The 25,274-nt window shown below is 66.9% G+C and carries 22 protein-coding genes; 9 read left to right on the top strand and 13 right to left on the bottom strand.

Annotation, left to right across the window (positions count from 1 at the left end):
• Positions 1 to 110: 110 nt before the first annotated feature.
• Together ABDV78_RS03595 and ABDV78_RS03590 are read left to right on the top strand one after the other, a co-directional pair.
• Positions 111 to 1,715 (top strand): helicase HerA-like domain-containing protein, encoded by a 1,605-nt coding sequence (locus ABDV78_RS03595; protein ID WP_343525832.1) that lies wholly within the window; start codon positions 111 to 113, stop codon positions 1,713 to 1,715.
• Between the two features lie 112 nt (positions 1,716 to 1,827).
• Positions 1,828 to 3,816 carry an oligopeptide transporter, OPT family gene (locus tag ABDV78_RS03590; protein WP_343525831.1) on the top strand — a complete coding sequence of 663 codons (1,989 nt, stop codon included), beginning with the start codon at positions 1,828 to 1,830 and terminating at the stop codon, positions 3,814 to 3,816.
• On the opposite strand, the gene ABDV78_RS03585 is transcribed toward ABDV78_RS03590, so the two are convergent.
• From ABDV78_RS03585 to queF, 3 genes are all read right to left on the bottom strand, one after another.
• On the bottom strand, positions 3,791 to 5,074 hold the full coding sequence (locus tag ABDV78_RS03585) for a glycoside hydrolase family 130 protein (RefSeq protein ID WP_343525830.1): 1,284 nt from the start codon (positions 5,072 to 5,074) through the stop codon (positions 3,791 to 3,793). The two genes, ABDV78_RS03590 and ABDV78_RS03585, sit on opposite strands and share 26 nt — an antisense overlap.
• Before the next feature lie 61 nt (positions 5,075 to 5,135).
• Positions 5,136 to 7,406 carry a glycosyltransferase family 4 protein gene (locus ABDV78_RS03580; RefSeq protein WP_343525829.1) on the bottom strand — a complete coding sequence of 757 codons (2,271 nt, stop codon included), beginning with the start codon at positions 7,404 to 7,406 and terminating at the stop codon, positions 5,136 to 5,138.
• A 217-nt stretch (positions 7,407 to 7,623) separates the two neighbouring features.
• Positions 7,624 to 8,064, bottom strand: a complete 441-nt coding sequence (gene queF, locus ABDV78_RS03575) for a preQ(1) synthase (RefSeq protein ID WP_343525828.1) — start codon at positions 8,062 to 8,064, stop codon at positions 7,624 to 7,626.
• 21 nt (positions 8,065 to 8,085) lie between these two features.
• On the opposite strand from queF, the gene ABDV78_RS03570 reads away from it, so the two are divergent.
• The 6 genes from ABDV78_RS03570 to ABDV78_RS03545 all read left to right on the top strand — a co-directional run bounded on the left by ABDV78_RS03570 (position 8,086) and on the right by ABDV78_RS03545 (position 15,364).
• A complete protein-coding gene (locus ABDV78_RS03570; RefSeq protein WP_343525827.1) occupies positions 8,086 to 9,618 on the top strand; it encodes a cryptochrome/photolyase family protein in 1,533 nt (510 codons plus the stop codon).
• A gap of 77 nt (positions 9,619 to 9,695) precedes the next feature.
• Entirely contained in the window at positions 9,696 to 10,541 is an 846-nt protein-coding gene (locus tag ABDV78_RS03565) for a sulfurtransferase (RefSeq protein ID WP_343525826.1), read from the top strand.
• Between the two features lie 5 nt (positions 10,542 to 10,546).
• Complete coding sequence (gene metC, locus ABDV78_RS03560; RefSeq protein WP_343525825.1) at positions 10,547 to 11,743, top strand: cystathionine beta-lyase; 1,197 nt, start codon at positions 10,547 to 10,549, stop codon at positions 11,741 to 11,743.
• The gene (locus tag ABDV78_RS03555) at positions 11,740 to 13,032 is read left to right on the top strand and encodes a mechanosensitive ion channel domain-containing protein (RefSeq protein ID WP_343525824.1); all 1,293 of its coding nucleotides are present in this window, start codon (positions 11,740 to 11,742) and stop codon (positions 13,030 to 13,032) included. Before metC ends, ABDV78_RS03555 begins: the two co-directional genes overlap by 4 nt.
• 197 nt (positions 13,033 to 13,229) lie before the next feature.
• Positions 13,230 to 14,066 (top strand): TorF family putative porin, encoded by an 837-nt coding sequence (locus tag ABDV78_RS03550; protein WP_343525823.1) that lies wholly within the window; start codon positions 13,230 to 13,232, stop codon positions 14,064 to 14,066.
• Positions 14,067 to 14,227: 161 nt separating this feature from the next.
• Positions 14,228 to 15,364, top strand: a complete 1,137-nt coding sequence (locus ABDV78_RS03545; protein ID WP_343525822.1) for a TonB family protein — start codon at positions 14,228 to 14,230, stop codon at positions 15,362 to 15,364.
• Between the two features lie 123 nt (positions 15,365 to 15,487).
• Here the strand turns inward: ABDV78_RS03545 and ABDV78_RS03540 are convergent, their stop codons facing one another.
• The 7 genes from ABDV78_RS03540 to ABDV78_RS03510 form a co-directional block, all read right to left on the bottom strand.
• On the bottom strand, positions 15,488 to 15,904 hold the full coding sequence (locus tag ABDV78_RS03540; RefSeq protein WP_343525821.1) for a DUF3035 domain-containing protein: 417 nt from the start codon (positions 15,902 to 15,904) through the stop codon (positions 15,488 to 15,490).
• Positions 15,897 to 16,403 (bottom strand): signal peptidase II, encoded by a 507-nt coding sequence (gene lspA, locus ABDV78_RS03535; protein WP_343525820.1) that lies wholly within the window; start codon positions 16,401 to 16,403, stop codon positions 15,897 to 15,899. Before lspA ends, ABDV78_RS03540 begins: the two co-directional genes overlap by 8 nt.
• Positions 16,396 to 19,227, bottom strand: a complete 2,832-nt coding sequence (ileS, locus tag ABDV78_RS03530; RefSeq protein WP_343525819.1) for an isoleucine--tRNA ligase — start codon at positions 19,225 to 19,227, stop codon at positions 16,396 to 16,398. The genes lspA and ileS overlap by 8 nt, the downstream gene beginning before the upstream one ends.
• Positions 19,228 to 19,262: 35 nt before the next feature.
• Complete coding sequence (locus tag ABDV78_RS03525; protein ID WP_343525818.1) at positions 19,263 to 20,201, bottom strand: bifunctional riboflavin kinase/FAD synthetase; 939 nt, start codon at positions 20,199 to 20,201, stop codon at positions 19,263 to 19,265.
• A gap of 33 nt (positions 20,202 to 20,234) precedes the next feature.
• Complete coding sequence (locus ABDV78_RS03520; RefSeq protein ID WP_343525817.1) at positions 20,235 to 21,269, bottom strand: diguanylate cyclase; 1,035 nt, start codon at positions 21,267 to 21,269, stop codon at positions 20,235 to 20,237.
• Positions 21,270 to 21,404: 135 nt separating this feature from the next.
• A complete protein-coding gene (locus tag ABDV78_RS03515) occupies positions 21,405 to 21,890 on the bottom strand; it encodes a dihydrofolate reductase (protein ID WP_343525816.1) in 486 nt (161 codons plus the stop codon).
• Positions 21,887 to 22,681 carry a thymidylate synthase gene (locus ABDV78_RS03510; RefSeq protein WP_343525815.1) on the bottom strand — a complete coding sequence of 265 codons (795 nt, stop codon included), beginning with the start codon at positions 22,679 to 22,681 and terminating at the stop codon, positions 21,887 to 21,889. The genes ABDV78_RS03515 and ABDV78_RS03510 overlap by 4 nt, the downstream gene beginning before the upstream one ends.
• A gap of 97 nt (positions 22,682 to 22,778) precedes the next feature.
• On the opposite strand from ABDV78_RS03510, the gene ABDV78_RS03505 reads away from it, so the two are divergent.
• Positions 22,779 to 23,171 (top strand): JAB domain-containing protein, encoded by a 393-nt coding sequence (locus ABDV78_RS03505; protein ID WP_343525814.1) that lies wholly within the window; start codon positions 22,779 to 22,781, stop codon positions 23,169 to 23,171.
• Between the two features lie 13 nt (positions 23,172 to 23,184).
• Here ABDV78_RS03505 and ABDV78_RS03500 read toward each other — a convergent pair whose 3' ends face one another.
• The 3 genes from ABDV78_RS03500 to ABDV78_RS03490 all read right to left on the bottom strand — a co-directional run bounded on the left by ABDV78_RS03500 (position 23,185) and on the right by ABDV78_RS03490 (position 25,273).
• Positions 23,185 to 23,937, bottom strand: a complete 753-nt coding sequence (locus tag ABDV78_RS03500) for a TorF family putative porin (RefSeq protein ID WP_343525813.1) — start codon at positions 23,935 to 23,937, stop codon at positions 23,185 to 23,187.
• Complete coding sequence (locus ABDV78_RS03495) at positions 23,934 to 24,380, bottom strand: hypothetical protein (protein ID WP_343525812.1); 447 nt, start codon at positions 24,378 to 24,380, stop codon at positions 23,934 to 23,936. Before ABDV78_RS03495 ends, ABDV78_RS03500 begins: the two co-directional genes overlap by 4 nt.
• Before the next feature lie 137 nt (positions 24,381 to 24,517).
• Entirely contained in the window at positions 24,518 to 25,273 is a 756-nt protein-coding gene (locus tag ABDV78_RS03490) for a methyltransferase domain-containing protein (protein ID WP_343525811.1), read from the bottom strand.
• Position 25,274: the final 1 nt, after the last annotated feature.

The following is a 25,274-nucleotide window of genomic DNA, read 5'->3' as shown; positions in this document are numbered from 1 at the left end:
GGGGGCAGGGTAGGGGTGATAGCCGTCCGTCATGGCAGGGCCGTCGCATCGTGGGGATGCGGCGGCCCTTTTGCTATTCCCGCCGACGCGTCAGACGATAAGATGGGGACATGGACGGCATCTTCATCGGCATGGGCGGCGGCAAGCCGCAGGCGATCGACCTCAAGCGCGCGAACCGGCACGGCCTGATCGCGGGCGCGACCGGCACCGGCAAGACGGTGACGCTGCAGACCATGGTGGAGGGCTTCTCACGCGCGGGCGTGCCCAGCTTCGTCGCCGATGTGAAGGGCGACCTGTCGGGTCTGGGCATGGCCGGATCGGCGCTGGGAAAGACCCACGCCGCCTTTGCCGCGCGCGCCGCCGAACTGGGGATGACCGACTGGGCCTATGAGGCCGCGCCGGTGCAGTTCTGGGACCTGTTCGGCACCCAGGGCCATCCGGTCCGCGCCACCGTGTCGGAGATGGGGCCGCTGCTGCTCGCGCGGATGATGGGGCTGAACGAGACTCAGGAGGGCGTGCTGACCATCGCCTTCCATGTCGCGGACAAGGAAGGGTTGCTGCTCCTCGATCTGGACGATCTTCAGGCAATGCTGGCCGAGTGCGCCGCGCGGGCCGAAGAGCTGACCACCACCTATGGCAATGTGTCCAAGCAGTCGGTCGGCGCGATCCAGCGCGCGCTGCTCCAGTTGCGCACGCAAGGCGCCGAGCATTTCTTCGGCGAGCCCGCACTGGAATTGGCCGACCTGATCCGTACCGACGATTCGGGCCGGGGCGTCGTCAACATCCTGGCCGCCGACCAGTTGATGGCGAGCCCCAAGCTCTATGCCACCTTCCTTCTGTGGCTGTTGTCCGAACTGTTCGAGCAGCTTCCCGAGATCGGCGACCCCGACAAGCCCAGGCTCGTCTTCTTCTTCGACGAGGCGCATCTGCTGTTCGACGGGGCCGCGCCCGCTTTGGTCGACACGATCGAGCGGGTGGTGCGGCTGATCCGGTCCAAGGGGGTCGGTGTTTACTTCATCACCCAGAACCCGATCGACGTGCCGGACAAGATCGCGGGACAGCTTGGCAACCGGGTGCAGCATGCCCTGCGCGCCTTCACACCGCGCGACCAGGCCGCGGTCCGCTCGGCCGCGGAGACGTTCCGCGCCAATCCCGGCGTCGACGTCGCCACCGCGATCACCGAATTGAAGGTTGGCGAGGCGCTGGTGTCGCTGCTCCAGTCCGACGGATCGCCCTCGCCGGTCGAGCGCACGCTGATCGCCCCGCCGCGGAGTCGAGTCGGCCCCGCCACGCCCGAGGAGCGCCGCGTGCTGATCGAAACCGATGCGGTCGGCACCAAATACGACCAGGCGATCGACCGCGAATCGGCCGAGGAGTTGCTCGCCACCAAGACGCAGGAAGCCGCCGCCGCCGCTGCGGAAGCCAAGGCCTCGACCGAGGCCGAAAAACAGGCGGCGCAAGCGGCCAAGGCCGAGGCGAAGGCCGCGAAGGAGGCCGAACGCGCGCGCATCGCCGAACAGCGCGAGACCGCCAACTCGCCCTGGGCCAAGATCGCGACCAGCGCGGCGCGATCGGCCAGTTCCTCGCTAGGACGACAGGTTGCCAACGAGATCGGCAAACAGGTGTTCGGTGGCGGGTCACGGCGCCGGTCGAACAGCGGTGGAATCATGGGCGCGGTGGTGCGCGGGGTGCTGGGGAATCTGTTCCGGGGGTAATGCTCCCCGACCTCCGTTCAGCCTGAATGCCATCGAAGGCCAAAGGGACACCGCCACCGCCCCCCACACGAAATGCTAGGCGAGCGCCCCGCACTCTGCCACATCTGCGCGCATGAGCATCACACCGACCTCCTCCCGTCCCGTCGCGGAACTCACCCTTCGCGGTATCGCACTGGGCGGGTTGATCACCCTGCTGTTCACCGCCGCCAATGTCTATCTGGGGCTCAAGGTCGGGCTGACCTTCGCCACCTCGATCCCGGCGGCGGTCATCTCGATGGCGATCCTGCGCTATCTGCCGAACAGTTCGGTGCTGGAGAACAACATCGTCCAGACGGTCGCCTCGGCCGCCGGCACGCTGGCGGCTATCATCTTCGTGCTGCCCGGCCTCGTCATGATCGGCTGGTGGCAGGGTTTCCCCTATCTCCTGACCGCAGGGATCACAGCGACGGGCGGCATATTGGGCGTCATGTTCTCGGTCCCGTTGCGCCGCGCGCTGGTGGTCGACACCGACCTGCCTTACCCGGAAGGCCGCGCCGCCGCCGAAGTGCTGAAGGTCGGTGCGGGCAGCCGGGAGGGCGAAGCGGAAAGCGCGACGGGGCTGCGGCTGATCGTCGTCAACGCCATCGCGTCGGCGGCCTTCGCGATCGTGACCCAGACCAAGCTGGCGGTGGCCGAGGCGTCCGTCTGGTTCCGCACCGGCGCGGGGGCGACCGGCATTTCGGGCGGACTGTCCTTCGCGCTGATCGGGGTCGGGCATCTGGTCGGCCTGTCGGTCGGGTGCGCGATGCTGGCGGGGATCGCGATCGGATGGTGGGTGGCGCTGCCCATCCTGACCGCCATGGCGCCCTCGACCGGGCCGGTCGCGGAATGGGCGGGCGGCATCTTTTCGCGTGACGTCCGCTTCCTGGGCGCGGGCGTGATCGGGGTCGCGGCGATCTGGACCCTGCTGAAGATCATCGGGCCGGTGATCGGCGGCATCCGATCCTCGCTCGCCGCCTCCTCGGCCCGGCGGGATGGCGCCGTGCTGGCCATCGGCGAACGCGACCTGCCGATCGGGATCGTCGCCGCCGTGGCGCTGGCGACCCTGGTGCCGATCGCGGGGCTGCTCTGGTCGGTGATCGCGGGCGGGCCGCTGGCGGCGTCGGGGGTGGCGCTGATCGGCGGCGCGCTGCTGTTCATCCTGCTCATCGGCCTCGTGATCGCCGCCGTCTGCGGTTACATGGCGGGCCTGATCGGCGCGTCGAACAGCCCGGTGTCGGGGATCGGCATCCTCTCGGTCCTCGCCGCCGCCCTGCTGCTCGTCGGGCTGTTCGGGCGCGGCACCCCGCCCGAGACGACGCAGGCGCTGGTCGCCTATGCGCTGATCGTCACCGGCGTCGTGTTCGGCGTCGCGACCATCTCCAACGACAATCTCCAGGACCTGAAGACCGGCGAGCTGGTCGGCGCGACGCCGTGGAAGCAGCAGGTGGCGCTGGTCATCGGCGTCGTCTTCGGCAGCCTGGTCATCCCGCCGGTGCTCGACCTGCTCAATGCGACGCTGGGCTTTGCGGGTACGCCGGGCGCGGGGCCGAACGCGCTCTCCGCGCCGCAGGCCGCGTTGATCTCGGCGCTCGCCAAGGGCGTACTGGGCGGTGATCTCAACTGGGGGATGATCGGCATCGGCGCGCTGGTCGGCGTCGGTGTGATCATCGTCGACGAAGGGCTGGGCAAGCTCGGCTGGTTGCGCCTGCCGCCGCTGGGCGTGGGGCTGGGCATTTACCTGCCCATGTCGGCGACGCTGCCGGTCGTGATCGGCGCGACGATCGGCCATGTCTATGACCGCTGGGCCAGGCGCAGCGCCAATCCAGAAGCGGCCGAGCGGCTGGGCGTGCTGGCGGCGACCGGCCTGATCGTGGGTGAAAGCCTGTGGGGCGTCGGTTTTGCCGGGATCGTCTATCTGACCAATTCCGACGCGCCCCTGGCCCTGGTCGGACCGGGTTTCGCCTCCCCGGCGCTGATCGGGGGAACCCTGGTGTTCCTGGGACTGCTGGCGGCGCTATATCGCTACACGCGCCGCCAGGTGGTCACGCAGTTGGCTACATTGCCGCCAGCAACTCGCTGATCTTCACAAAGGCAAAGCCGATCGAGCTGTCCGCGATGCCATAGGGCAGGAACAGCGAATCGGCGTGGCGGATGGCGCCACAGGAATAGACGACGTTGGGCACATAGCCCTCGCGATCCTGATCCTTGGCGGCCAGGATCGGCTGCTTCGTCCGGCCAAGCACCTTGGACGGATCATTCTTGTCGAGCAGCGCCGCACCGATCGAATATTTGCGCATCGCGCCCACGCCGTGGGTGAGGAGCAGCCAGCCCTCGTCCACCTCGATCGGCGGGCCGCAATTGCCGATCTGCACCAGCTCCCAGGGATAGACCGGGGTGAGGATCTTCTCCCCCTCTTCCCAATGGGTCAGCGAGTCGGACTTGAGCAGGAACAGATTCTCGCCGTCCTGCCGCCCGATCATCATATATTGCCCGCCGACCTTGCGCGGGAACAACGCCATGCCCTTGTTCCGCGCGGCCGAGCCGGTCATCGGCACGAGGTCGAACGCACGGAAGTCGCGGGTGCGCATCAGTTCGGACTGGATGCCCGAGCCGTCATAGGCGGTGTAGGTCCCGATCCATTCCAGCGCACCGCCGTCATGCGTGAACTGGACGATCCGCATGTCCTCCAGCCCCTTGGACTGGGCCTGGGTGATCGGGAAGATGACCGTGCCCGACAAGGTCGAGTCGCGGTGACGATGCACCGTGATGGGACCGTTGGGCATGTCGTCATCGCCCCAGCCATGCACGTCGGTCGCCGTCGCGAAGGGCGGCTCGGGCGCGAGGCGGAGCTGGTTCTGGTCGTTGATGATGCCCTCGCGAAAGGCGACCGAGGAGATATGCCCCTCGCCCACCGCGCGCATCGACATCAGGATACGCTGCGATCCCGGCTGGATGCCGGTCTGGTCGAAATGCGGCACCGCCGACGGATTCATTAACGCGGCGGCGGCATAGCTGTATTCGTGGCAGAAATAGGCGCCGATCAACTGGCGCTTCTCGTCGCTGATCTTCGACCCGTCGAGCTTGAGCAGATCCTCGATCTGGTCATAGCGCGTCATGAACACACGCCGCGTCTGCCAGTGCCGCGCCTCGAAATCCTTCAGCACGGTTTCGAGCTGGTCGCGCGCCTCCTGTGGCGACATGGCCAGCACCTCGCCGACCAGACGCTCGGTCCGGCTGGGAGGGGCACCATTGCCACCGCCCCAGGCGATATGGAACGGTCGCACCACGACACGCGAAGGATCGGCATGAAGCCGCAGCCGGTGGTTGAACAAATCCATCGCGCTACCGTCTCGCCACTATAACCAAAACGCTCATCCCATCCCCCTTTCGCATGAGCGATCAGGCGATGTGACGATCGGCTCCTGCCATGGATGCGGCGGAATGGCAAAGGCTTGCAATCGCGCAATTGGCCAGTTGCAGGGCGAGAATCGACTCCGCGCCCTGGTTGCGGTTGAGGCCGTTGGGCATCAGCCCGTCGAAACAGCCGCCGTCGCTTGCGGTGGCGAGCGGCAGGTCCAGGTCGTTCATGCCCAGGAACCAGCCATAGGCCTTTTCGCCCTCGGCGACCCAGCGCGTGTCGCGCGTCGCCAGATAGGCCGAACGACACGCCTCGACCGTCGCCTGTGCCTCCAGCGGTTGCTGGTCGAACTGCAACGGCTCGGCATAGGGGCGGCCAAAGCTCTCGCTGCCCACCGCCCGGAACCGGCCCTCGGGCGAGGTCTGCTTGGCGACGATCCAGTCCAGCGTCGAAATGCCGCAATCGACCAGATCCTGGCGGCCGAGCGCCCGCCCCGCCTCGATCAGCGCCTGGGGCACGCGGGCATTGTCATAGGCGAGGACGATCTCGAACCACTGCCATTCGGGCCGCCGCGCTTCCTCCAGCAAGGCCAGATGCAGCGGGGGCAGCTTCTCCAGGATCGCGCGCGCCAACTGGTGCCCCGGCCGCGCCTCCAGCATGGCGGCGGCGCCCAGCATTGCAAAGGCCTGAGCCCGCAGCGACCCGAGATCGAGCGCGAGCGAGGCGGTGGCGTCGAACCACATCTGCGCCCAGTCCCGATGCTTCGATGGTTGCGCGTCGCGCGCAGCGACGCCCAGCGCCCAGAGGGTACGGCCGTTGGAATCCTCCGACCCTACATCCTCGCACCATGTCCGGTCGAAGCGCATGAAGTTGCGATAGCGCCGCGCCTCCGGGTTCCAGGCATATTGCAGGAACGAGGCGTAGATGGTCGTCCACTTGTCGCGCACCACCGGGTCGATATCCGGCGCCTGCGTCATGAAGATCAGCGCCCGGGCATTGTCGTCGATGCAATAGCCATGGCGACGATCGGGGACCGAATAGATGGCATGCTGCAACATGCCGGTCGAATCGCTCATCCGTTCGACGGCGGTCATGTCGGGAGCGAGCGGCTTGACCGAATTCTGGTGGCCGAAGCTGATTCGCCTGGGACGCGCGGTGATCGCGGTGCCGAACTGTTCCATCGCCGCCTCGGCCAGGCGCGGCCAGATCATGGTCCGGCCACGGGCATAGGCCCGCTTCGACAAATGAGTGCGCGCGGCCTCGTCGTCGAGCAGCCGGTTGATCTCGCGCGCAAAGGCCGCGACATCGCCGAACGGGACCAGCACGCCGTGATCGTCGGCCAGAATTTCGGTCGCATGAACATAGGGGGTGGAGATCACCGCCTTGCCCACGCCCACCGCATAGGACAGCGTGCCGCTCGTGATCTGGGCGGGATTGCTGTAGGGCGTGGCATAGATGTCCGCCGCCTGGAGATAATCGAGCAGTTCGTCATGCTCGACGAACGCATCGACAAAGGCGACATTGTCCGCGACGCCCAGCGTGTCGGCCAGCGCCTTCAGCCGGTCGCGATAGACTTCGCCTTCATGTGCGATCAGATTCGGATGGGTCGCGCCCAGCACGACATAGAGCAGTTGCGGATGACGCGCGGCGACGGCGGGAAGTGCCTGGATGATCGTCTCGATCCCCTTGTTGGGGGCGAGCAGGCCGAAGGTCAGCACCACCTTGCGCCCGTCCCAGCCGAACCGGGCCTTCATCGAATCGGGGGAGATGAGTTCGCGGTCGGGGACGCCATGCGGGATCATCGCGATCTGGCGCGGATCGGCGCCATAGACGCGCTGGAGAATGTCGCGGCCCTTGTCGGCCATCACGATGATGCGGGCGCAGCGGCGGAGCAGCCCCTCCATCACCCGGCGCTCGTCGGCAGAGGGCTTTTCGAGGACCGTGTGCAGCGTCGCGATCACCGGCAGCGTGGTACGGTCGAGCAGCGCGAGCAGATGCTCGCCCGCCGCCCCGCCATAGATGCCATATTCGTGCTGGACCCAAATGGCCTGCGCACCGCTGGCGTCGATCCGACGGGCCATGTCGATATAGGCGCTGCGTTCGTTCTGCGGGATGGCGGCCGTGACGGCGGGCGGATAGGCGTAGCGGCCCGGGTGATCGTCCATCGCATAGACATCGACCGCCACATCGGGGAACCGATCGCGCATCGCCGTATAGACATCGGTGGTGAAGGTCGCGAGCCCGCATTGCCGGGGCAGGAAATTACCAATCAGCGCCAATCGCTCGATCACGGTTCCGTTCGCATCCGCCATATTGCATGTCCTTGAAAACATGGCGGCTACGGAAGATCCGCGGCACACCATGCTGCCGGATCAACACGCATTTGGCAGGAAGGTTGCAGGGCGTGTTACATATTTGCTGCACCGCAACCGGGATTAGCGCCGAAGCGGTCTATAATCGGCTTTACCGGCGTTCCCCGTACAGGTGACGCGGGCAGGATCGACGTTCATCCTGCCCCAGGGTCAGCCCTTATCCCCGGCCGCGATAGCCCGCTACGCCCTGGTCGGGCAGCCACAGATTGGCGGGCGGGGCGGAGGATTGCCAGAACACGTCGATCGGGATGCCGCCGCGCGGGTACCAATAGCCGCCGATGCGCAGCCAGACCGGCTTCATCTCGTCGCACAGCCGCTCGCCGATGCCGACGGTGCAATCCTCATGGAAACCGGCATGGTTGCGGAAGCTGCCCAGGAACAGCTTCAACGACTTCGACTCGACGATCGCCTCGCCGGGCACATAGTCGATGACCAGATGCGCGAAGTCGGGCTGGCCCGTCACCGGGCACAACGACGTGAACTCCGGCGCGGCGAACCGGATCAGATAGGTACGCCCCGGACGGGGATTGGGAACATAATCGAGCACCGCCTCTTCCGGGGAAGCGGGCAGCGCGCTGGTCTGGCCGAGATGCTTCATGAAAGGCCATGTAGGACAGCCATGCCCAAATCGCCAACGCTGATCCCCATATTGGGCGATCAATTGTCGATGAACCTATCCAGCCTGGACGGCGCGGACCCGGAACGCTCGGTCCTGCTGATGATGGAGGTGGCGGACGAGACGACCTATGTCCGCCACCACAAGGCCAAGATCGCCTATATCCTGTCCGCCATGCGCCACCATGCCCAGGCGCTTCGCACGGCGGGCTGGACGGTCGATTATGTGACGCTGGATGATCCCGACAATGCGGGCAGCTTCACCGGCGAGATCGCCCGCGCGGTCGAACGGCACGCGCCCAAGGGCATCGTCGTCACTCAGGCGGGCGAATGGCGCGTCGCCGCGATGCTGGAGGCGTGGGAGACCATGTTCGGCATTCCGGTCGACATCCGCCCTGATACCCGCTTCATCGCCAGCCAGGCCGAGTTCGAGGAGTGGGCGAAGGACCGCAAGGAACTCCGCATGGAGTTCTTCTACCGCCTGATGCGCCGCAAGACCGGGCTGCTGATGAAGGGTGACAAGCCCGAGGGCGGCAAGTGGAATTATGACGCCGACAACCGCAAGCCCGCGCCGAAGAAGGACAGGCAGCCCGAGCCGTTACGATTCGCGCCTGACAGGATCACGCGCGAGGTGATCGAGCTCGTCGCCGCCCGGTTCGCCGATCATCCCGGCGCGCTGGACGATTTCGCCTATGCGACCACGGCGGCGGAGGCGCGGCAGCAGGCCGAGGCGTTCATGGCGCACGGCCTGCCCAAATTCGGCGACTATCAGGACGCGATGCTGACCGGCCAGCACCAGCTCTGGCACTCGGTCCTGTCGCCCTATATCAATTCGGGGCTGCTCGATCCGCTCGACCTCTGCCGGATGGCGGAAGCGGAATATGAGGACGGCCGTGTCAGCCTGAATTCGGTGGAGGGCTATATCCGCCAGATCATCGGCTGGCGCGAATATGTGCGCGGGCTCTACTGGCATGTCGGGCCGGATTATGCGGAGCGCAATTTCCTGCGCGCGCATCGGCCGCTGCCCGGCTTCTACTGGACCGGCGAGACCGACATGCACTGCATGGCCGAGGCGCTGGGCCAGACGCTCGACACCGCGCATGCGCATCATATCCAGCGGCTGATGGTGACGGGGAATTTCGCCGTCCTGATCGGTGCGGACCCGGCGGAGGTGCATCGCTGGTATCTGGAAATCTATATCGACGCCTATGAATGGGTCGAACTGCCCAATGTCGTGGGCATGAGCCAGTTCGCGGACGGCGGCGTCATCGCGTCCAAGCCCTATGTCTCGTCGGGCGCATACATCAACCGCATGTCCGATTATTGCGGGGCTTGCCGCTATGATGTGAAGCAGCGGCTGGGCGAGGATGCCTGTCCGTTCAACGCGCTCTACTGGGACTTCCTGGCGCGGCACGAGGGCCGATTCGGGGACAATGTGCGCATGGCGATGGCGTATCGGAACTGGAACCGGATGGCGGAGGACGACCAGAAGGCGATCCGCGCGCAGGCCGCGGCATTTCTGGAGAAACTGACCTGACGTCGCCGGCCTTAGTCCCCCGCTTGCGACCCCGCCCCCATCGCGCCTAGGTACGGGCTCGACCAAGGGGACCCGAGATGCCGCCACTCCTAAACCCGGAAGACCTCGCCGCGATCATGGGCGAGGCGGACGTGCGCGTCCTCGACGTCACCTATTTCCTCGACGATGCCGATGACGCGAAGGCACGGCGCGGGTTCGAGGAGGGGCATATTCCCGGCGCGCGCTTCCTGGCGCTGGGAAGGCTGGCCGATCCCGACAGCGATCTGCCGATGACCCTGCCCCCGGCCGAGGTCTTTGCCCATGCGATGAGCGAGATGGGCGTCGGCCATGCCGACCGGATCGTCCTGTACGATCGTTCCCCGCTGCACAGTGCGGCGCGCGCCTGGTGGATGCTGACCCTGTTCGGCGCGAAGTCGGTGGCGCTGCTCGATGGCGGGCTGGAGGCATGGGTCGCGTCGGGCCATCCGCTCGCGGTCGGCCCGACGGGCGCGTGCGAGACGCCCGGCCTGTTCGTCGCCCAACCCGATCTGGCGCGGCTGCGCACGCTTCGCGAGGTGCGCGGCCATGTCGAGAAGGGCGATGCGCAACTGATCGATGCCCGCTCCCCCGGCCGCTTCGCCGGTGCGGAACCCGAGCCGCGCCCCGGCGTCGAGCCCGGCCATATTCCGACCGCGATCAACCTGCCCTATTCGCGCCTGTTCGACGCCGATGGCCGGTGGAAGGCGCCGGAGGCGATCGCCGCCGCATTCGCCGCCGCCGGGGTCGACCCGGCCAGGCCGATGGTCGCCACCTGCGGATCGGGCATCACCGCCTGCGTCCTGGCCTTCGGCGCGGAGCGGATCGGCGGCATGATGCCGGTCTATGACGGAAGCTGGACCGAATGGGGCTCCGACCCCAGCACTCCCAAAGCGAAAGACGCATGAAGCCGATGACCGACGACGACCTGCCGATCAAGCCCGCCACCCGCCTGGTCCAGGCGGGCCGCCGCGCGGAATGGACGAAGGGCGTGGTCAACGTCCCCGTCTGGCGCGGGTCGACCGTGCTGTACGACAATGTCGCGCATATGCGCAGCGTCGGCGCGGGGAATTTGCACGAAACGCTGTTCTACGGCCGCAAGGGCCTGCCGACGCAATGGTCGCTCGCCGATGCGCTGACCAGCCTGGAGCCGGGGGCGGAGGCGACCTTCCTCTACCCCTCGGGCGTGGCGGCGATCGCGGCGGCGTTGCTGTCGGTCCTGTCGCCGGGCGACGAACTGCTGCTGGTCGACAGCGCCTATGACCCGACGCGCGGGCTCGCCACCGGGTTGCTGGCGCGCATGGGGATCACGACGCGCTTCTACGATCCGCTGGTCGGGGCGCGCATCGCCGAACTGATCGGCCCGGCGACGAAAGCGATCTTCCTCGAAAGCCCCGGCTCACTCAGCTTCGAGGTGCAGGATATTCCCGCCATCGTCTCGGTCGCCAAGGCGAAGGGCGTGACCACGATCCTCGACAATACCTGGGCGACGCCGCTGTTCTTCCCGGCGATCGGGAAGGGTATCGACCTGACGGTGCTGGCCTGCACCAAATATGTGGTCGGCCATTCGGACGCGATGCTCGGCTCGGTCACGGCCGCGCCTTCGCATTGGGCGGCGCTTCGCGACACCAGCTTCCAGCTCGGGCAGGTCGCCAGCCCCGACGACGCCTATCTGGGCAGCCGGGGCCTGCGCACCATGGGCGTCCGCCTCGCCCAGCATCAACAGAGCGCGTTGACCATCGCCCAGTGGCTCGCCGGGCAGCCGGGCGTGGCGCAGGTGCTGCACCCCGCCCTTGCCTCCTGCCCCGGCCACGACGTGTTCGCGCGCGACTTCCTGGGGTCGAGCGGGCTGTTCGCCTTCGTCCTCGACGGCGGGAACGATGCGGCGCGGACCGCGATGCTCGACGGGCTCGCCCATTTCGGGCTGGGGTTTAGCTGGGGCGGCTATGAGAGCCTCGCCATCCCGGCCGACCCGCATCGCTATCGCAGCGTCACGAAGCGCGATTTCGCCGGGCCGCTGATCCGGTTGCAGATCGGGCTGGAGGATGTGGACGACCTGATCGCCGATCTCGACCGGGGGCTGGCCCGCTTTCGCCAGGCGCGCGGATGACGCTGTTCGAATGGCTTCAGGCGAGCGGCATCGAACCGCCGAACCGCATGGAAGCCATGGAGGCCGTCGTCGCCTCGGTCCTGACGCTGGCGCTGCTGGCGGGTGGAGTCGTCGCGGGGCGCAAGCTGGGCCCGCGCATCGCCGCCCTCGTCCAGCGTTTCGCCATCGCGCAGGGCGAGACGCTACACGCGCGCATCTGCGCCATCACCCGGCACGGGGCGGCCGCCTTCCTGCTGATGACTTTGGGTGCGATTTGGCCGTGGGATTCGCTGGCGGGCGTCCCCATCGGCCTGGCGCTGGGCGCGTCAGTAGCACGGGCGGGGTTCCAGCTGCTGCGCGGGCTCAACCTGCCGCGCTGGCTGGCCTGGGTCTTTGCCATCGTCTGTTTCGTCGCCCTGTTCAGCCGCGAGATTGGCGGGCTGGAGCCGGTGACGCGGCTGGCCGAGCAGATCGGCTTTACCGTCGGCTCCCGGCGATTCTCGGTGATGCTGCTGGTCACGATGCTGATCACTGTCGTCACCATCCTGGCGGTCACCCGCGCCGTCACCCGGATCACCGAGCAATGGATCGGCCATGCGCGCGGTCTCGACCCCACCCAGAAGCTGCTGGCCCAGAAGCTCGCCAGCATCGGCATCGTCGTCATCGCCTTTTTCTTTGCGATGGACCTGCTGGAGATCGACCTGACCAGCCTGGCCCTGTTCTCCGGCGGCTTTGGCTTGGCGATCGGCTTCGGGTTGCAGAAGACGATCGGCAATCTGATCGCGGGGATCATCCTGCTGATGGACCGCTCGATCAAGCCGGGTGACGTCATCGCACTTCAGAGCGAGATCGGCTGGGTCAACAAGATCGGGGTTCGCGCCGTCTCGATCATCACCCGCGACGGCAAGGAGCATCTGATCCCCAACGAGAATCTGATGACGCAGGAGGTGGAGAACTGGTCCTATTCGGACCGCAATGTCCGCGTTCGGATTCCGGTCTCCATCGCCTATGACAACGACCTGAGGCTGGCGCAGGAACTGATGCTGCGCGCCGCCCATGAATCGCCCCGCGTCCTTAAGAGCCCCAAGCCCAGCGTCTGGCTGATGAGCTTTGGCGATCACGCACTCCAGCATGAGATCCTCGCCTGGATCAGCGACCCCGAAAGCGGCGTCGGCAATGTCCGTTCGGACGTGCTCAACCGCCTGTGGTTCCTGTTCAAGGAGCATGGCATCGGCCTGCCCTATCCCCAGCGCGACATCCATATCCGCTCGTTGCCCGGCAATCCGCGCCACGAAAATCTCCGCGAATGATCTGTGTTATTCGCGCAACATCACGTCACATGAAAGCCATGATGCGTTAGATTATACTTGTGCGGTGCATCACCGCCTGCCAATCTTTCACAACTCGCAACGGCAGACGGTTCGCCGGGCACGACCCGACCAACAGAAGCCGCACCGATGCGGGATTGCAGGTGAGAACATCGAATTTCCGGTTTGGAAGGGAAACGATGCGCTTCTCCATGATTCTCCTTGGCGGCCTCTCGCTGGTCGCAGCGACCCCCGCATTTGCACAAGACAGCGGCTCCGAAACCGCAGCCCCTTCGCCGATCACGGTCAGCGGCAGCGCCGCGATCCTGACCGATTATCGCCTGCGCGGCGTGTCGCAGACCAACAAGAACGCTGCGGTCCAGGTCGCGCTGACCGTCGCCCATGAAAGCGGCTTCTACCTCGGCACTTTCGCGTCGAACCTGGCGGGATGGGGCACGTTCGGCGGCGCCAATATGGAACTGGACGGCATCGCCGGATACAAGCACAGCTATGGCTCGGCGACCGCCGATGTCGGCGTGACCTGGTACACCTATCCGGGCGGCGCGTCGGAGACGGACGTGGTCGAATTCTTCGGCCGCCTGTCGGGCACGGCGGGCCCCGCCACGCTGACGGCGGGGGCCTATTATGCGCCCAAGCAGACCTCGCTCGGCAATTTCTCCAACACCTCGTACAGCCGGGGCCAGCGTTGGGACAATATCTACCTGACCGGCGACGGCGCCAGCGCCATTCCGGGCACGCCGATCACCGCCAAGGCGCATATCGGCTATTCCAAGGGCAATCCGGGCCTGGGCCCCAACGGCACCAGCCTGTCGCCGACCGGCAGCTATTGGGACTGGTCGCTGGGCGCCGATGTCGCGGTCCACAAGAACCTGACCTTCAACGTCTCGTATATCGACACCGACATCACCCGCGCCAAGGCGGCCTATATCCAGCCGAACTTCTCCCAGTATCAGGTGCCGGGCGGCGCACCGATCGCGGATGCGACGGTGGTCTTCTCGCTGACCGCCGCTTTCTGATGACAGCATGACCGGGAGTTGAGGCGCGGCCCCGTCCCTGGGGCCGCGCTTTCCCGGACAGGACGGCATCGACGGCTATGGCGTCCGCCACGATCGGCCCATAAGCTACCAGCCCTGACCGGCCCATGCCATCGGCCGGCTATCAGGGGAGCGCCTTTCCGATGTTCCAGCCGATACGCCCGACCACCTCGATCTTCGCACTGCTGGCAACCGCCGCCGCCCTGTCCGCAACCTTGCCGGTTCGGGCAACCGTCCCGCCGCCGCCCGGCGGACGCTGGTTGGTCGGATGGACGCCGGACGAGGTCCGATGCGACGGCGCGATGGTGACCGCGCAGTCGATCCGCCGCCCGTGGAACGCGCTGGCCTGGGGGGAAACCGGCGCGCAGCATGCGATCACGCTGCGGTTCGCGATCGACGCCGATGGCCGCCCGATCTCGATCACGCGCCAGGAATCGGGCTATGTGCAATATGGCGACGACGTGATGCCCGCCTTTGCCACCAGCCGATTCGCGGCCGGTGCGCCGCATCAGGACTGCACCGTCCGCTATACCGTACGCGCCGTGCCGCTGGCGCAGGCCGATCCGGTCGAGATCATGTCCTATAGCCTGCACCCCAATTCAGGTGTCCTTCCTCGCGAAGGATGGAACCGGCTGCGCGTGGCGGGCAGCGATTGCATGGATATCCCCTATCCCCAGCCGCTGATTCGCCATTTCCCCGAATTCCGGGCGATCCCGGCGACGCCCGGCGTCCCGGACTGGTCTATGGTCCGCTATGACCTGGACAAGGGCGGCAGGCCCAGGGGAGCGACGATCCTGACCGGCACCGGCAATGCCGCGCTCGACAAGGCCTCGCTGACCGCGATCCGCGCCTCGCGCTTCACCAAGGGCGCGCGGGCCGGATGCCTTTATCCCTTCCGTCGCGCGCCGGCGAAGCTGCCCGCCCCCGACATGCCCGAGATGATCCGCGACACGAAGGTCGAGGGCAATTGCCCCGAGCATCATGAATGGGCGACGGCACCGCAACTCCACTTCCCCGAGCCCTATCGCCGCCGCTCGATCGAGGGCTGGGCGGTCGTCAGCTATGATGTCGCGCCCTGGGGCCAGCTTGGCAATCTCAAGGTCATCGCCGCCCAGCCTTCGAGCGATTTCGGCGAACAGGCGATGACCGTGCTGCGCACCGCGCGCTTCCCCGCAGGTGGCCAGGGCTATACGGGGTGCGTGGACCGGGTCCGCTTCAACATGGGGCCTGAGAATATGCCCGATCCCGATGGCGACGGTGCGCCCCCGCCAACCTATTGACGAGGGGACAGATGACCCATGGCCACATGGTCGCCAACAGGCCCTGCACCGGCTTTCCATGAAAAAAGGGGCCGGAACGCGCCATGCGCCCCGGCCCCTTCCCTCTCGAACCTTGTCGCGGGATCAGCGCGTGCCGGCGGCGGCGCGCGCGTCCTGTCCATCGCCTTCGGGCGCGGCGACGATATCGCGGGTGGTCGCGCCCTTGTCGACGACATTGGTGCCCGGATCGCCGACCGAGGAACGGATGCCCGCATCGGCCGTGTCCGCCCCGGCATTCTGCACAAGGCCATATTCCGACTGGCTACGCGCCGCCTGACCGCCGAACAGCGCATCCAGCGTCTGCTCCTGCCCACCACGCGAAGGGGGCGCCGCGCCCGGTTGTGGCGGGACCAGCGCGAAGTCGGGCGGGATGATCAGCGAGGGCTGCCGCGCGACGGCGAACTCATCGGGCCGCGCCCGGTCGAGGCCGCGCCCGGCCCCACATCCCGTCAGCAACGCGGCGCAGGACAGACCTGCGATGACGGGCACCAACTTACGCATTGCTCTTCTCCACGGGAGCGGGCCGGTCGCGCACGAGAAGCGCACGCGCCAGCAGAACCAGAACGCCTATCGTAATCGCTGCATCAGCGACATTGAAGACCAAAAAGGGGCGCCACTCGCCGAAGTGCAGATCGGCGAAGTCGACGACATACCCCAACCGAACGCGATCGAGAATATTGCCCAACGCACCGCCCAGCACACAGCCCAGTGCGATCTGGTCGACCGGATTGCGCTCGCGCGTCATCCAGAACGCCACCGCCAGCGCGATCGCCCCGGTCATCGCCACCAGCGCCCAGCGCGAGGCGTTGCTGTCAGCGGTCAGCAGCCCCAGCGAAATGCCGTAATTGGGCACGAAGCGCAGGTTGAAGATGCCGATGATCTCACGGACATCGCCCAGTCCTCGCAGGCCGAGTGGGCCGGTGATCGCCCATTTCACGATCTGATCGACCAGGAACAGCCCGAACGCCGTGGCCAGACCCAGGCGGGGCAGCTTAGCCATGCGCCACCACCTCGGCACAACGCCCGCACAGCGCGCCGTCCACCGCCACATCGGGCAGGTGACGCCAGCAGCGTCCGCATTTGTGGTGGCTCGTCCGCGTCACCGTCACGCCCTCCGCGACCCGCACATCGGCGACGATGAACGCCTCGGCCAGCGCATGGGGTTCGAGCGGCAGCGACGGCACCGTCACCTCCGCCTCATTGGACGAGCGCACCGTCTTTTCACGCCGCAGCGGCTCGATCGCCTCGGTCACCTGCGCCCGCAAGGAACGGATCTCGGCCCAGCGCACCATCAGCGCCTCGTCCTCGCCCAGTTCCGGCAGCTCCGGCCATTCGAGCAGATGGACCGAGCCATCCTCCGACGGATAGCGCGCCTGCCACACTTCCTCGGCGGTGAAGCACAGGATCGGTGCGGCATAGCGCACCAGGGCATGGAACAGGATGTCGAGCACGGTGCGATAGCTGCGCCGCTTCGGGTCGGTCGCGGCGTCGCAATAGAGCGAATCCTTGCGGATATCGAAGAAGAAGGCCGACAAATCCTCATTCGCGAAATCGGTCAGCGCGCGCAGATAGCGGTTGAACTCATAGGCATCGGCCGCGCGGCGCAATTCGGTGTCGAGCTGGGTCAGGCGGGCGAGGACATACAGTTCCAGCTCCGGCATCGCATCGAACGAGATGCGCTCCTCTTCCGCGAACCCGTCGAGCGCGCCGAGCAGATAGCGGAAGGTGTTGCGCAGCTTGCGATAGCTGTCCGAGGCGGTGGCGAGCACCTCCTTGCCGATGCGCACATCCTCGAAATAATCGGTCGAGGCGGTCCAGATGCGCAGGATGTCGGCACCCGACTCGCCGATGATCTTCAGCGGATCGACGACATTGCCCAACGACTTGGACATCTTGCGCCCCTGCCCGTCGAGCGCGAAGCCGTGGGTCAGGACGGCATCATAGGGCGCACGGCCGCGTGTGCCGCACGACTCCAGCAACGATGACTGGAACCAGCCGCGATGCTGGTCCGACCCCTCCAGATACAGGTTCGCGCGCGTGCCCTCGCCATAGCGCGCCTCGATCACGAAGGCATGGGTCGAGCCGGAGTCGAACCACACATCGAGGATGTCGTTGACCGGCTCGAAATCGGCCAGCGCGTAATCGGGGCCGAGCAGCGCCTGATGGTCGGCGGTGAACCACGCATCCGCCCCGCCTTCGCGGAAGGCGGCGATGATGCGGGCGTTGACCGCCTTGTCGCTCAGATACTCGCCGGTCTGGCGGTTCACATAGAGCGCGATCGGCACGCCCCAGGCGCGCTGGCGGCTGATGACCCAGTCGGGGCGTCCCTCGACCATCGAGCGGATGCGGTTGCGGCTGCGCTCGGGCACCCAGCGGGTCCGCTCGATCGCGTCGAGCGCGGTTTCGCGCAGCGTCGGGCCATTGCCCATGGGCAGAGTGAGGAGCGGCGTCACGCCCGATATCGGATCGACATTCGCCATCGCGACCGTGGGATCGAACGTCGCCTCGGCCCGGTCCATCGGGATGAACCATTGCGGCGTCGCGCGGAAGATCACCTTCGCCTTGGAGCGCCAGCTATGCGGATAGCTGTGCTGGAAATCGTCCGAGGCGGACAGCAGCGCGCCGACCGCGCGGAGGTCCGAACAGATCGGCCCTTCGGCGGAGACGAATTTCTTGTTGATGACGCTGCCCTGGCCGCCCAGCCACGCCCAGTCGGGCCGATAGGTGCCGTCGCCCTGTACCGCGAAGACCGGGTCGATGCCATGCGCCTTGCACAGCAGGAAATCGTCCTCGCCGTGATCGGGGGCCATATGGACCAGGCCCGTACCGGCATCGGTGGTGACGAACTCGCCCGCCAGGAACGGACGCGGCTTGGCGAAGAAACCGCCCAGCGCGTGCATCGGGTGCCTCGCCGTCGCGCCCTCCAGCACCGGGCCCTTCACCAGGCCGATGAACGTCTCCATCGCGATGCCGGTCCGCTTGGTGAAGGCGGGCAGCAAGGGTTCGGCGACGAGGTAACGCCGCCCGCCGCTTTCGAAATGCAGATAGTCGATCGCCTCGCCATAGCTCAGCGCCTGGTTGACCGGGATCGTCCAGGGGGTGGTCGTCCAGATGACCGCCAGCGTGCCGACCAGATCGGGATATTCGGGGCAGCTCGCCACCTCGAACCCGACATCGATCTGGGTCGATACGATGTCCTCATATTCGACCTCGGCCTCGGCCAGCGCGGTCTTTTCGACCGGCGACCACATGACCGGCTTGGCGCCGCGATAGAGCTGGCCCGATTCGGCGAATTTGAGCAGCTCGCCCGCGATCACCGCCTCGGCGTCATAGGTCATGGTCAGATAGGGATTCGCCCAGTCGCCCATGATGCCCAGCCGCTCGAACTGCGCCTTCTGAGTGCCGACCCAGGTGTCGGCATAGGCGCGGCACTCGGCGCGGAACTGCGCGACGGGCACCTCGTCCTTGTTCAGCTTCTTGGCGCGATACGCCTCCTCGACCTTCCACTCGATCGGCAGGCCGTGGCAGTCCCATCCGGGGACGTAAGGCGCGTCCTTGCCCAGCAGGGTCTGCGAACGGACGATGATGTCCTTCAGCACCTTGTTGAGCGCATGGCCCATGTGAATGTCGCCATTCGCATAGGGCGGGCCGTCATGCAGGATGAACCGCTCCCGCCCCGCACGCTCGCGGCGCAGGCGGTCATACAGTCCCATCCGGGACCAGCGATCCAGGATCGCCGGTTCCTTGGCGGCAAGCCCCGCCTTCATGGGGAAATCGGTCTTCGGCAGGAAGACGGTGTCGCGATAGTCGGGCGCGTCGGTCATAAGCGCAAGGCCCTTAGCGGGTTTGGGTTAACACGTCATGCCGGTTTGTGCGCCGCCAACAGGACACGCGCACGAAGACAGTCCGCATCCATCTGCGCGACGAGCGCATCCAGCGTATCGAACTTCGCCTCGGGCCGCAGATAGTCGATCAGTTCGATCGACAGGGTCCGCCCGTACAGATCGCCGGTGAAGTCGAAGAAATGCGGCTCCAGCAATTCCTTGGGCGGGTCGAAGCTCGGCCGGATGCCCAGATTGGCCGCACCGTCCAGCACCCGCCCGTCCTCCAGCCGCCCGCGCACCGCATAGATGCCATAGGCGGGGCGCAGATACGCGCCCATGTCGAGATTGGCGGTCGGATAGCCGATGGTGCGCCCCAGCTTGTCGCCATGCTGCACCACCCCCTCGATCGCGAAGGGCCGGGTCAGCAGGCGCGCGGCCCCGCGCGGGTCGCCCGCGACCAGTGCCTCCCGGATACGGCTGGAGGAGACGGGCTCACCGTCCAGCGTGACCGGCGCGATCGCCTCGGCGGAAAAGCCATGGCGCAGGCCATATTCGCGCAGGGTCGCGACCGTGCCACCGCGCGCGCGACCAAAGGTGAAGTCCTCTCCGGTCACGACACCACCGACCCGCAGCGCATCCCGCAATCGCCGCTCGACGAATTCCTGCGCGGTCAGCGCGGCGAAGGCGGCATCGAAGCGGAACACCACCATCGCGTCGGCCCCCGCCCCGGCGAACAGCCGTTCGCGCTGGTCGAGCGTCGTCAGGCGGAAGGGGGCGGCATCGGGGCGGAAATGGAGGATCGGATGCGGGTCGAAGGTCGCGACCAGCGCCGGCCGTCCCTCGGCCCGTGCACGCGCGACCGCCGCCCCGATCACCGCCTGGTGGCCGAGATGGAATCCGTCGAAATTGCCCAGCGCGACAATCCCCCCGGCCAGATGGGCCGGAATGGAATCCGCGCCATCAAGACGCTGCATGGGCGCGCGCTATAGCAGGCCGGACCGAATTGGCTAGGCGCGCGAGACGATGCGGTTGCCGATACCCTCGCCGGCGATCATGCGCAGCGATTCGGCACGGTGGAACGTCTCCTCCATCGGCACGCCGATGCCGACCGCCAAGCCGCCCGACATGGTGACGACGCCGATCGGCTCGCCGGACCCGCGCAGACGAAGCGTGCGTGCCTGCATGCCCGCCCGCGCATCTTCCATCATCAGGGCCGCCGTCGACATGGGCCGCCCGCGCAGGATCACCACGAACAGATTGCCCTGCCAGCGGATGATCTCCGCCCCCTCGCAGGCCTGACGCAGGGTCGCGACGAAGGCGCGCAGGACATTGTCCGCGACCGATCGCCCATAACGCTCGTTGATACCCTCCAGATCGTCCAGGCTGCACGTCGCGACGACATAGCCATGCGATTCGCTGGCCAAGCCCTCGACCAGCGCCCGCGCGCCGGTGCGGCTCATCACGCCGGTCAGCGGATCGATATCATCGTCCTGCGGCATGTGCTCCATGCGGGTGCGCAGCGTGGCGATGTTGTCCGCCAGATCGGCGAGATCCTTCTCGGTCTTCGAAATCCGCGCGATCAACTGTTCGAGCAGAAGCGCGATAGCCCCCGAATCCGGCACGGCGTCGTAACCGGCACGATGCGCATGCGACAGCGCGGCGACGTCGGTGGTAAAACGACTGGTGATCGCGCGTGCGTCCAGGGTCAGCGTCTCAAGCTGCTCGGCCTGCGCGCCCAATTCGCGCTCCATCTCGCCGCGGCCCATCCGCACGTCCCGCATCTCATGCTCACGGACCAGCGGCATCAGTTCCTGCACATCGCCCTCGGTCAATCGCACGCCGCCGTCGCTGCGCCGCGCCACTTCCTGTCCCAGCGCGCCATAGGGGTGAAGCACCGCCTGCAAGGCCAGCGCATAGCCGTTCGTGCTGCGCGACAGAAAATGCCGGTCGAGGAACAACAGCGCCTCGCGACTGGCATCGAAAAGCCCGGGCGGATCGATCCCCGCCCGGCTCTGCCCATCGCTCTCCCAATCCATGATCATTCGGATCTACCCGCCTCAAAGATGTCCGAGGCCGAAGAACGCGAGGCCACACACCCTTTGATGTTAGGGCCGTTCAGATCGCAAATGAAGATGGCCGACAACAAAATTTCGCCCAAGACGTTAACTCGATTTGCCTTAATATTCATTCTCGTGTTGGCGACGCAACATCACAAAGGCGAATGATGGACGACCATCAACGGCCGGATGTTCCTCGCGCTCGACCTCGATCCATTGCGGAAATGGCTTTACGAAGGTGTCGCCCTCGGGATCGGCATGAACTTCGGTCAACGCGATCCTGTCCGCCCGGTCGCGAAACATGTCGAAGATTTCCGCGCCGCCGATCACCGCGACCTCGCCCTCACCCGCCAGTGCCAGGGCCGCATCGATGTCATGCGCGATCTCGGCCCCCTCCGCGCGCCAGTTCGGGTCGCGGGTCAGGACGATGTGCCGGCGGCCGGGCAAGGGCGCGGGGAAACTCTCGAATGTCTTGCGGCCCATGATCATCGGCTTACCCATGGTCATTGCCTTGAACCGCTTCAGGTCGGCGGGCAGGTGCCAGGGCAACCCGCCGTCGCGCCCGATCACGCCGTTGCGCGCACGCGCCAGCACGAGCGTGATCATACCGCGACCGCCGCCTTGATATGCGGCTGCGCCACATAATCGTGCAGCACGAAATCCTCGGGCTCATAGCCATCGATCGCCGTCGGGCGGCGCAAAATCTCCAGCCGGGGCAGCGCCCCCGGCTCCCGCGCCAACTGGGTCCGCGCCTGATCGAGGTGATTGAGGTACAGGTGGCAGTCGCCGCCGGTCCAGATGAACTCGCCCACCTCCAGATCGCATTGCTGCGCCAGCATATGGGTCAGGAGCGCATAGGAGGCGATGTTGAACGGCACCCCCAGGAAGATGTCCGCCGACCGCTGATAGAGTTGCAGCGACAGGCGGCCGTTCGCGACATGGGTCTGGAACAGGCAGTGGCAGGGGGCGAGCGCCATGGCGTGCAGGTCGCCGGGATTCCAGGCCGACACGATCTGCCGACGCGAGGCGGGCTGGGTGCGGATCTGTTCGACCAGTTCGGCGATCTGGTCGATATGGCGTCCGTCCGCGGTCGCCCAGTCGCGCCACTGCTTGCCATAGACGGGGCCGAGATCGCCCGATTCGTCGGCCCATTCGTCCCAGATGCTGACCTTTCGCTCCTGCAACCAGCGGACATTGGTGTCGCCGCGCAGGAACCACAAAAGCTCGACGATGATCGAGCGCAGGTGGAGTTTCTTGGTGGTCAGCACCGGAAAGCCGCGCGCCAGGTCGAATCGCATCTGATGGCCGAAGACCGACAGCGTGCCCGTGCCGGTCCGGTCCATCTGCCGGACGCCCTGGGTCAGCACCCGGTCCATGAGGTCGAGATATTGCCGCATGCCCGCTGGCCTAGCGCCGCGCGGGGCCGGAGCCAAGCCGGACCGAAACGGTGCGGGATGAAGATGCGGCGCAGAAGGACAGGCGGCAGGGAATGTCGTGCCCCCGCTCCCCGCCCTTTCCCGCCGCATACGGACGCGCGACGATGCCCGGACGCTCTTCGCGGCGCTGGCGACGCGCCCGATCGAGGCGGTGGCGCTGGCTTTTCTGTGTCCGAAACGGAGGCTCTTGGGATTGCGCCATGTCCTGGGCCATACCGATTCCGTCCCGGTGCCCGTGGCACGGGTGGCGCGGGATGCCATCCTGTTCGGGGCCGGGGCGGTGCTGATGGCGCACAATCACCCCGACGGGAATCCCCATCCCAGCGCGGCCGATCTCGCGCTGACCCGCCGGATGGCGCAAGGTCTGGCCGCGCTCGACATCGCGTTGCTCGATCATCTGATCTTCGGCGGCGATATGGTGGTGAGCCTGCGCGATGAGGGGCTGCTATAGGGCCTGCGCCCCGTCAGAACGAGAAACGCACCCGCCCGACCAGCCGATCACCCGAATGGCGCGCATCGGCCAGCGGCGAGGCCGAAGCGGCCCGTTCCGACACATCGGTCCCGACATAATCCAACCCCAGCGTCACCGGGCCGGTGATGCGCGACACCCCGATCCGCCAGTCGCTATAGTCGCCGCCGGGCCGCAGCCTCGCGGCGCGCAGCGCATCGTCGGTCTTGCCGCTGCTGTGGCCGATCCCGGCCAGCACCGTCCAAGGCGTACCGGGAATACCCGCCTGCGCCCCGGCATGAAGATAGAGATTGTCGCCACCGATCGCGTCCTGCGCCGGGGCATAGTCGGCCCCCGCATCGACCTGCACCGGGCCCAGCGTATAGGCGGCCGATCCGCCCAGCTCGACATAGTCGGCATGGAAGCCCGCACCGCCGAACAAATGTCCGGTCACCCGCCCGCGCAGCGTCACCGGCCCCAGCATGGTCCCCGCGCCGACCGACAGATCGCCGACGACGCCCGCGCCGCCATGCCGGTCTGATTCGCGCAGGGCGACGATCCGCCCGCTGGCCTCCAGCGCACCTCGGGTCGCGAAGATATCGGCGGAGGGCGATAGCCGCCCCCCGCTCCAACTCAGGCCGCGACGATTCTCATCGCTGTCCAGTTCCACTCCGATCGCCGGGCGATCCTGCGCCATGGCCGGATGCGCCGCCACGAACGGGGCGGACAAAGTCACCACCGCCAGAACGGCCTGTCTCACGCACTTCATCCGGCGCGCGTCTCGGAATGGAGGCGATCGATCTCGGCGCGCAGTACCGGATGATCCTCCTGCGCCACAGCCTGAAGATGCGCCTTTACCGCGTCCCGGCGCTGCGCCACTTCCTGAGCGATGGCGTCGCGATGGGCGCTGCACCAGCCGGGGCGGCTGCCCTCGATCACGCCGTCCCGCGCCGCGCTGCGCCGGAGCATCGCGCCGGCGCTCGCCCGCGCCTCACGATGGACGGTCACATTGGCGCTCCACTGACACCGCAAGGTCGAGGCGCGACCACCCGGCGCGACCGCGCCGACCTGCTTGTGGCTCACGCCGATATCGGCGCTGTAGCGGACCGCGACCGGCCCGGAATGATGATCCAGTTGCACGCGGTGCTCGATCGCTCCGTCGGATCCGGCGAGGGTGCCGAGCATCAGCCCGGCCATCAACATCATGCTCATGTTCGTCTCCTTGCGTGCCCCGACCCATTCTGGCCGGTGGCGAGGTCACCTCCGACGCGAAGATGACAAAAAGTTCATGCACGAAAAACGGGGCGGGTGGCAATCGGTCGGGACGGCAAGTCCGTCGGGGCGACGGCTCAGTTGCCCTTCATCCGGCACGGCCGGATCGCCCCTGGTTCCGGGCGGGGGCCGGTGGCGCGGAACGCCGCCAGATAGCCCCCCGCCGAGGGCATGTTCTCGATCGAAACCTGGGTGAAGCCGACTGCGGCGAACTCGCATTTCAACAGCGCGGGGGGCGTTCCATGCGCGCGGGTCGGGCGATTGGCATCGACCACCACGACCAGCCCGTCGCGCTTGAGCGCAGGATAGAGTCGCCACAGGAACTCATAGGGCGCATCGATCTCATGATACATATGCACCATGAGCACGCGGTCGAAACTGTCGGGCGGCAGCTTGGGATCGGCCGGTTCGCCCAGCCGGACGCTGACATTGTCCAGCCGCTCGCGCGCGACGCGGTCGGCCAGCCGGTCGCGCCAGTTGGCGACGATATCCTCCGCCAGCACGCGACCGCCCTTGCCGACTCGCTGCGCCAGACGGACGGTATAGTAACCCTCGCCCGCGCCGATATCGGCGACCGTCATGCCGGGGCGGATATTGGCGCGGTCCATCACCTGGTCCGCCTCGCGCAGGCGATCGCGCGCGTCCTCGCTCGACCAGCGCGACGACACGACCTGGGCGACCGGACGATCCGCCGCCGGGAAGGGGCCGGGCCGGTCCTCATCCTCATCCTGCCGCTGGATCAGCGGCTTGGAGCCATCGCATGCGGCCACCGCGCCGCCCAATGCGAGGACCAGCGCCGCCGCCGCCAGGAGACCGGACCGCCGGAGGCGCATC

It is taken from the genome of Sphingomonas sp., from assembly GCF_039594485.1.
GTDB lineage: Bacteria > Pseudomonadota > Alphaproteobacteria > Sphingomonadales > Sphingomonadaceae > Sphingomonas.
The sequence above is the reverse complement of the archived record's forward strand: the minus strand, read 5'-3'. Positions and strand labels throughout refer to the sequence as shown.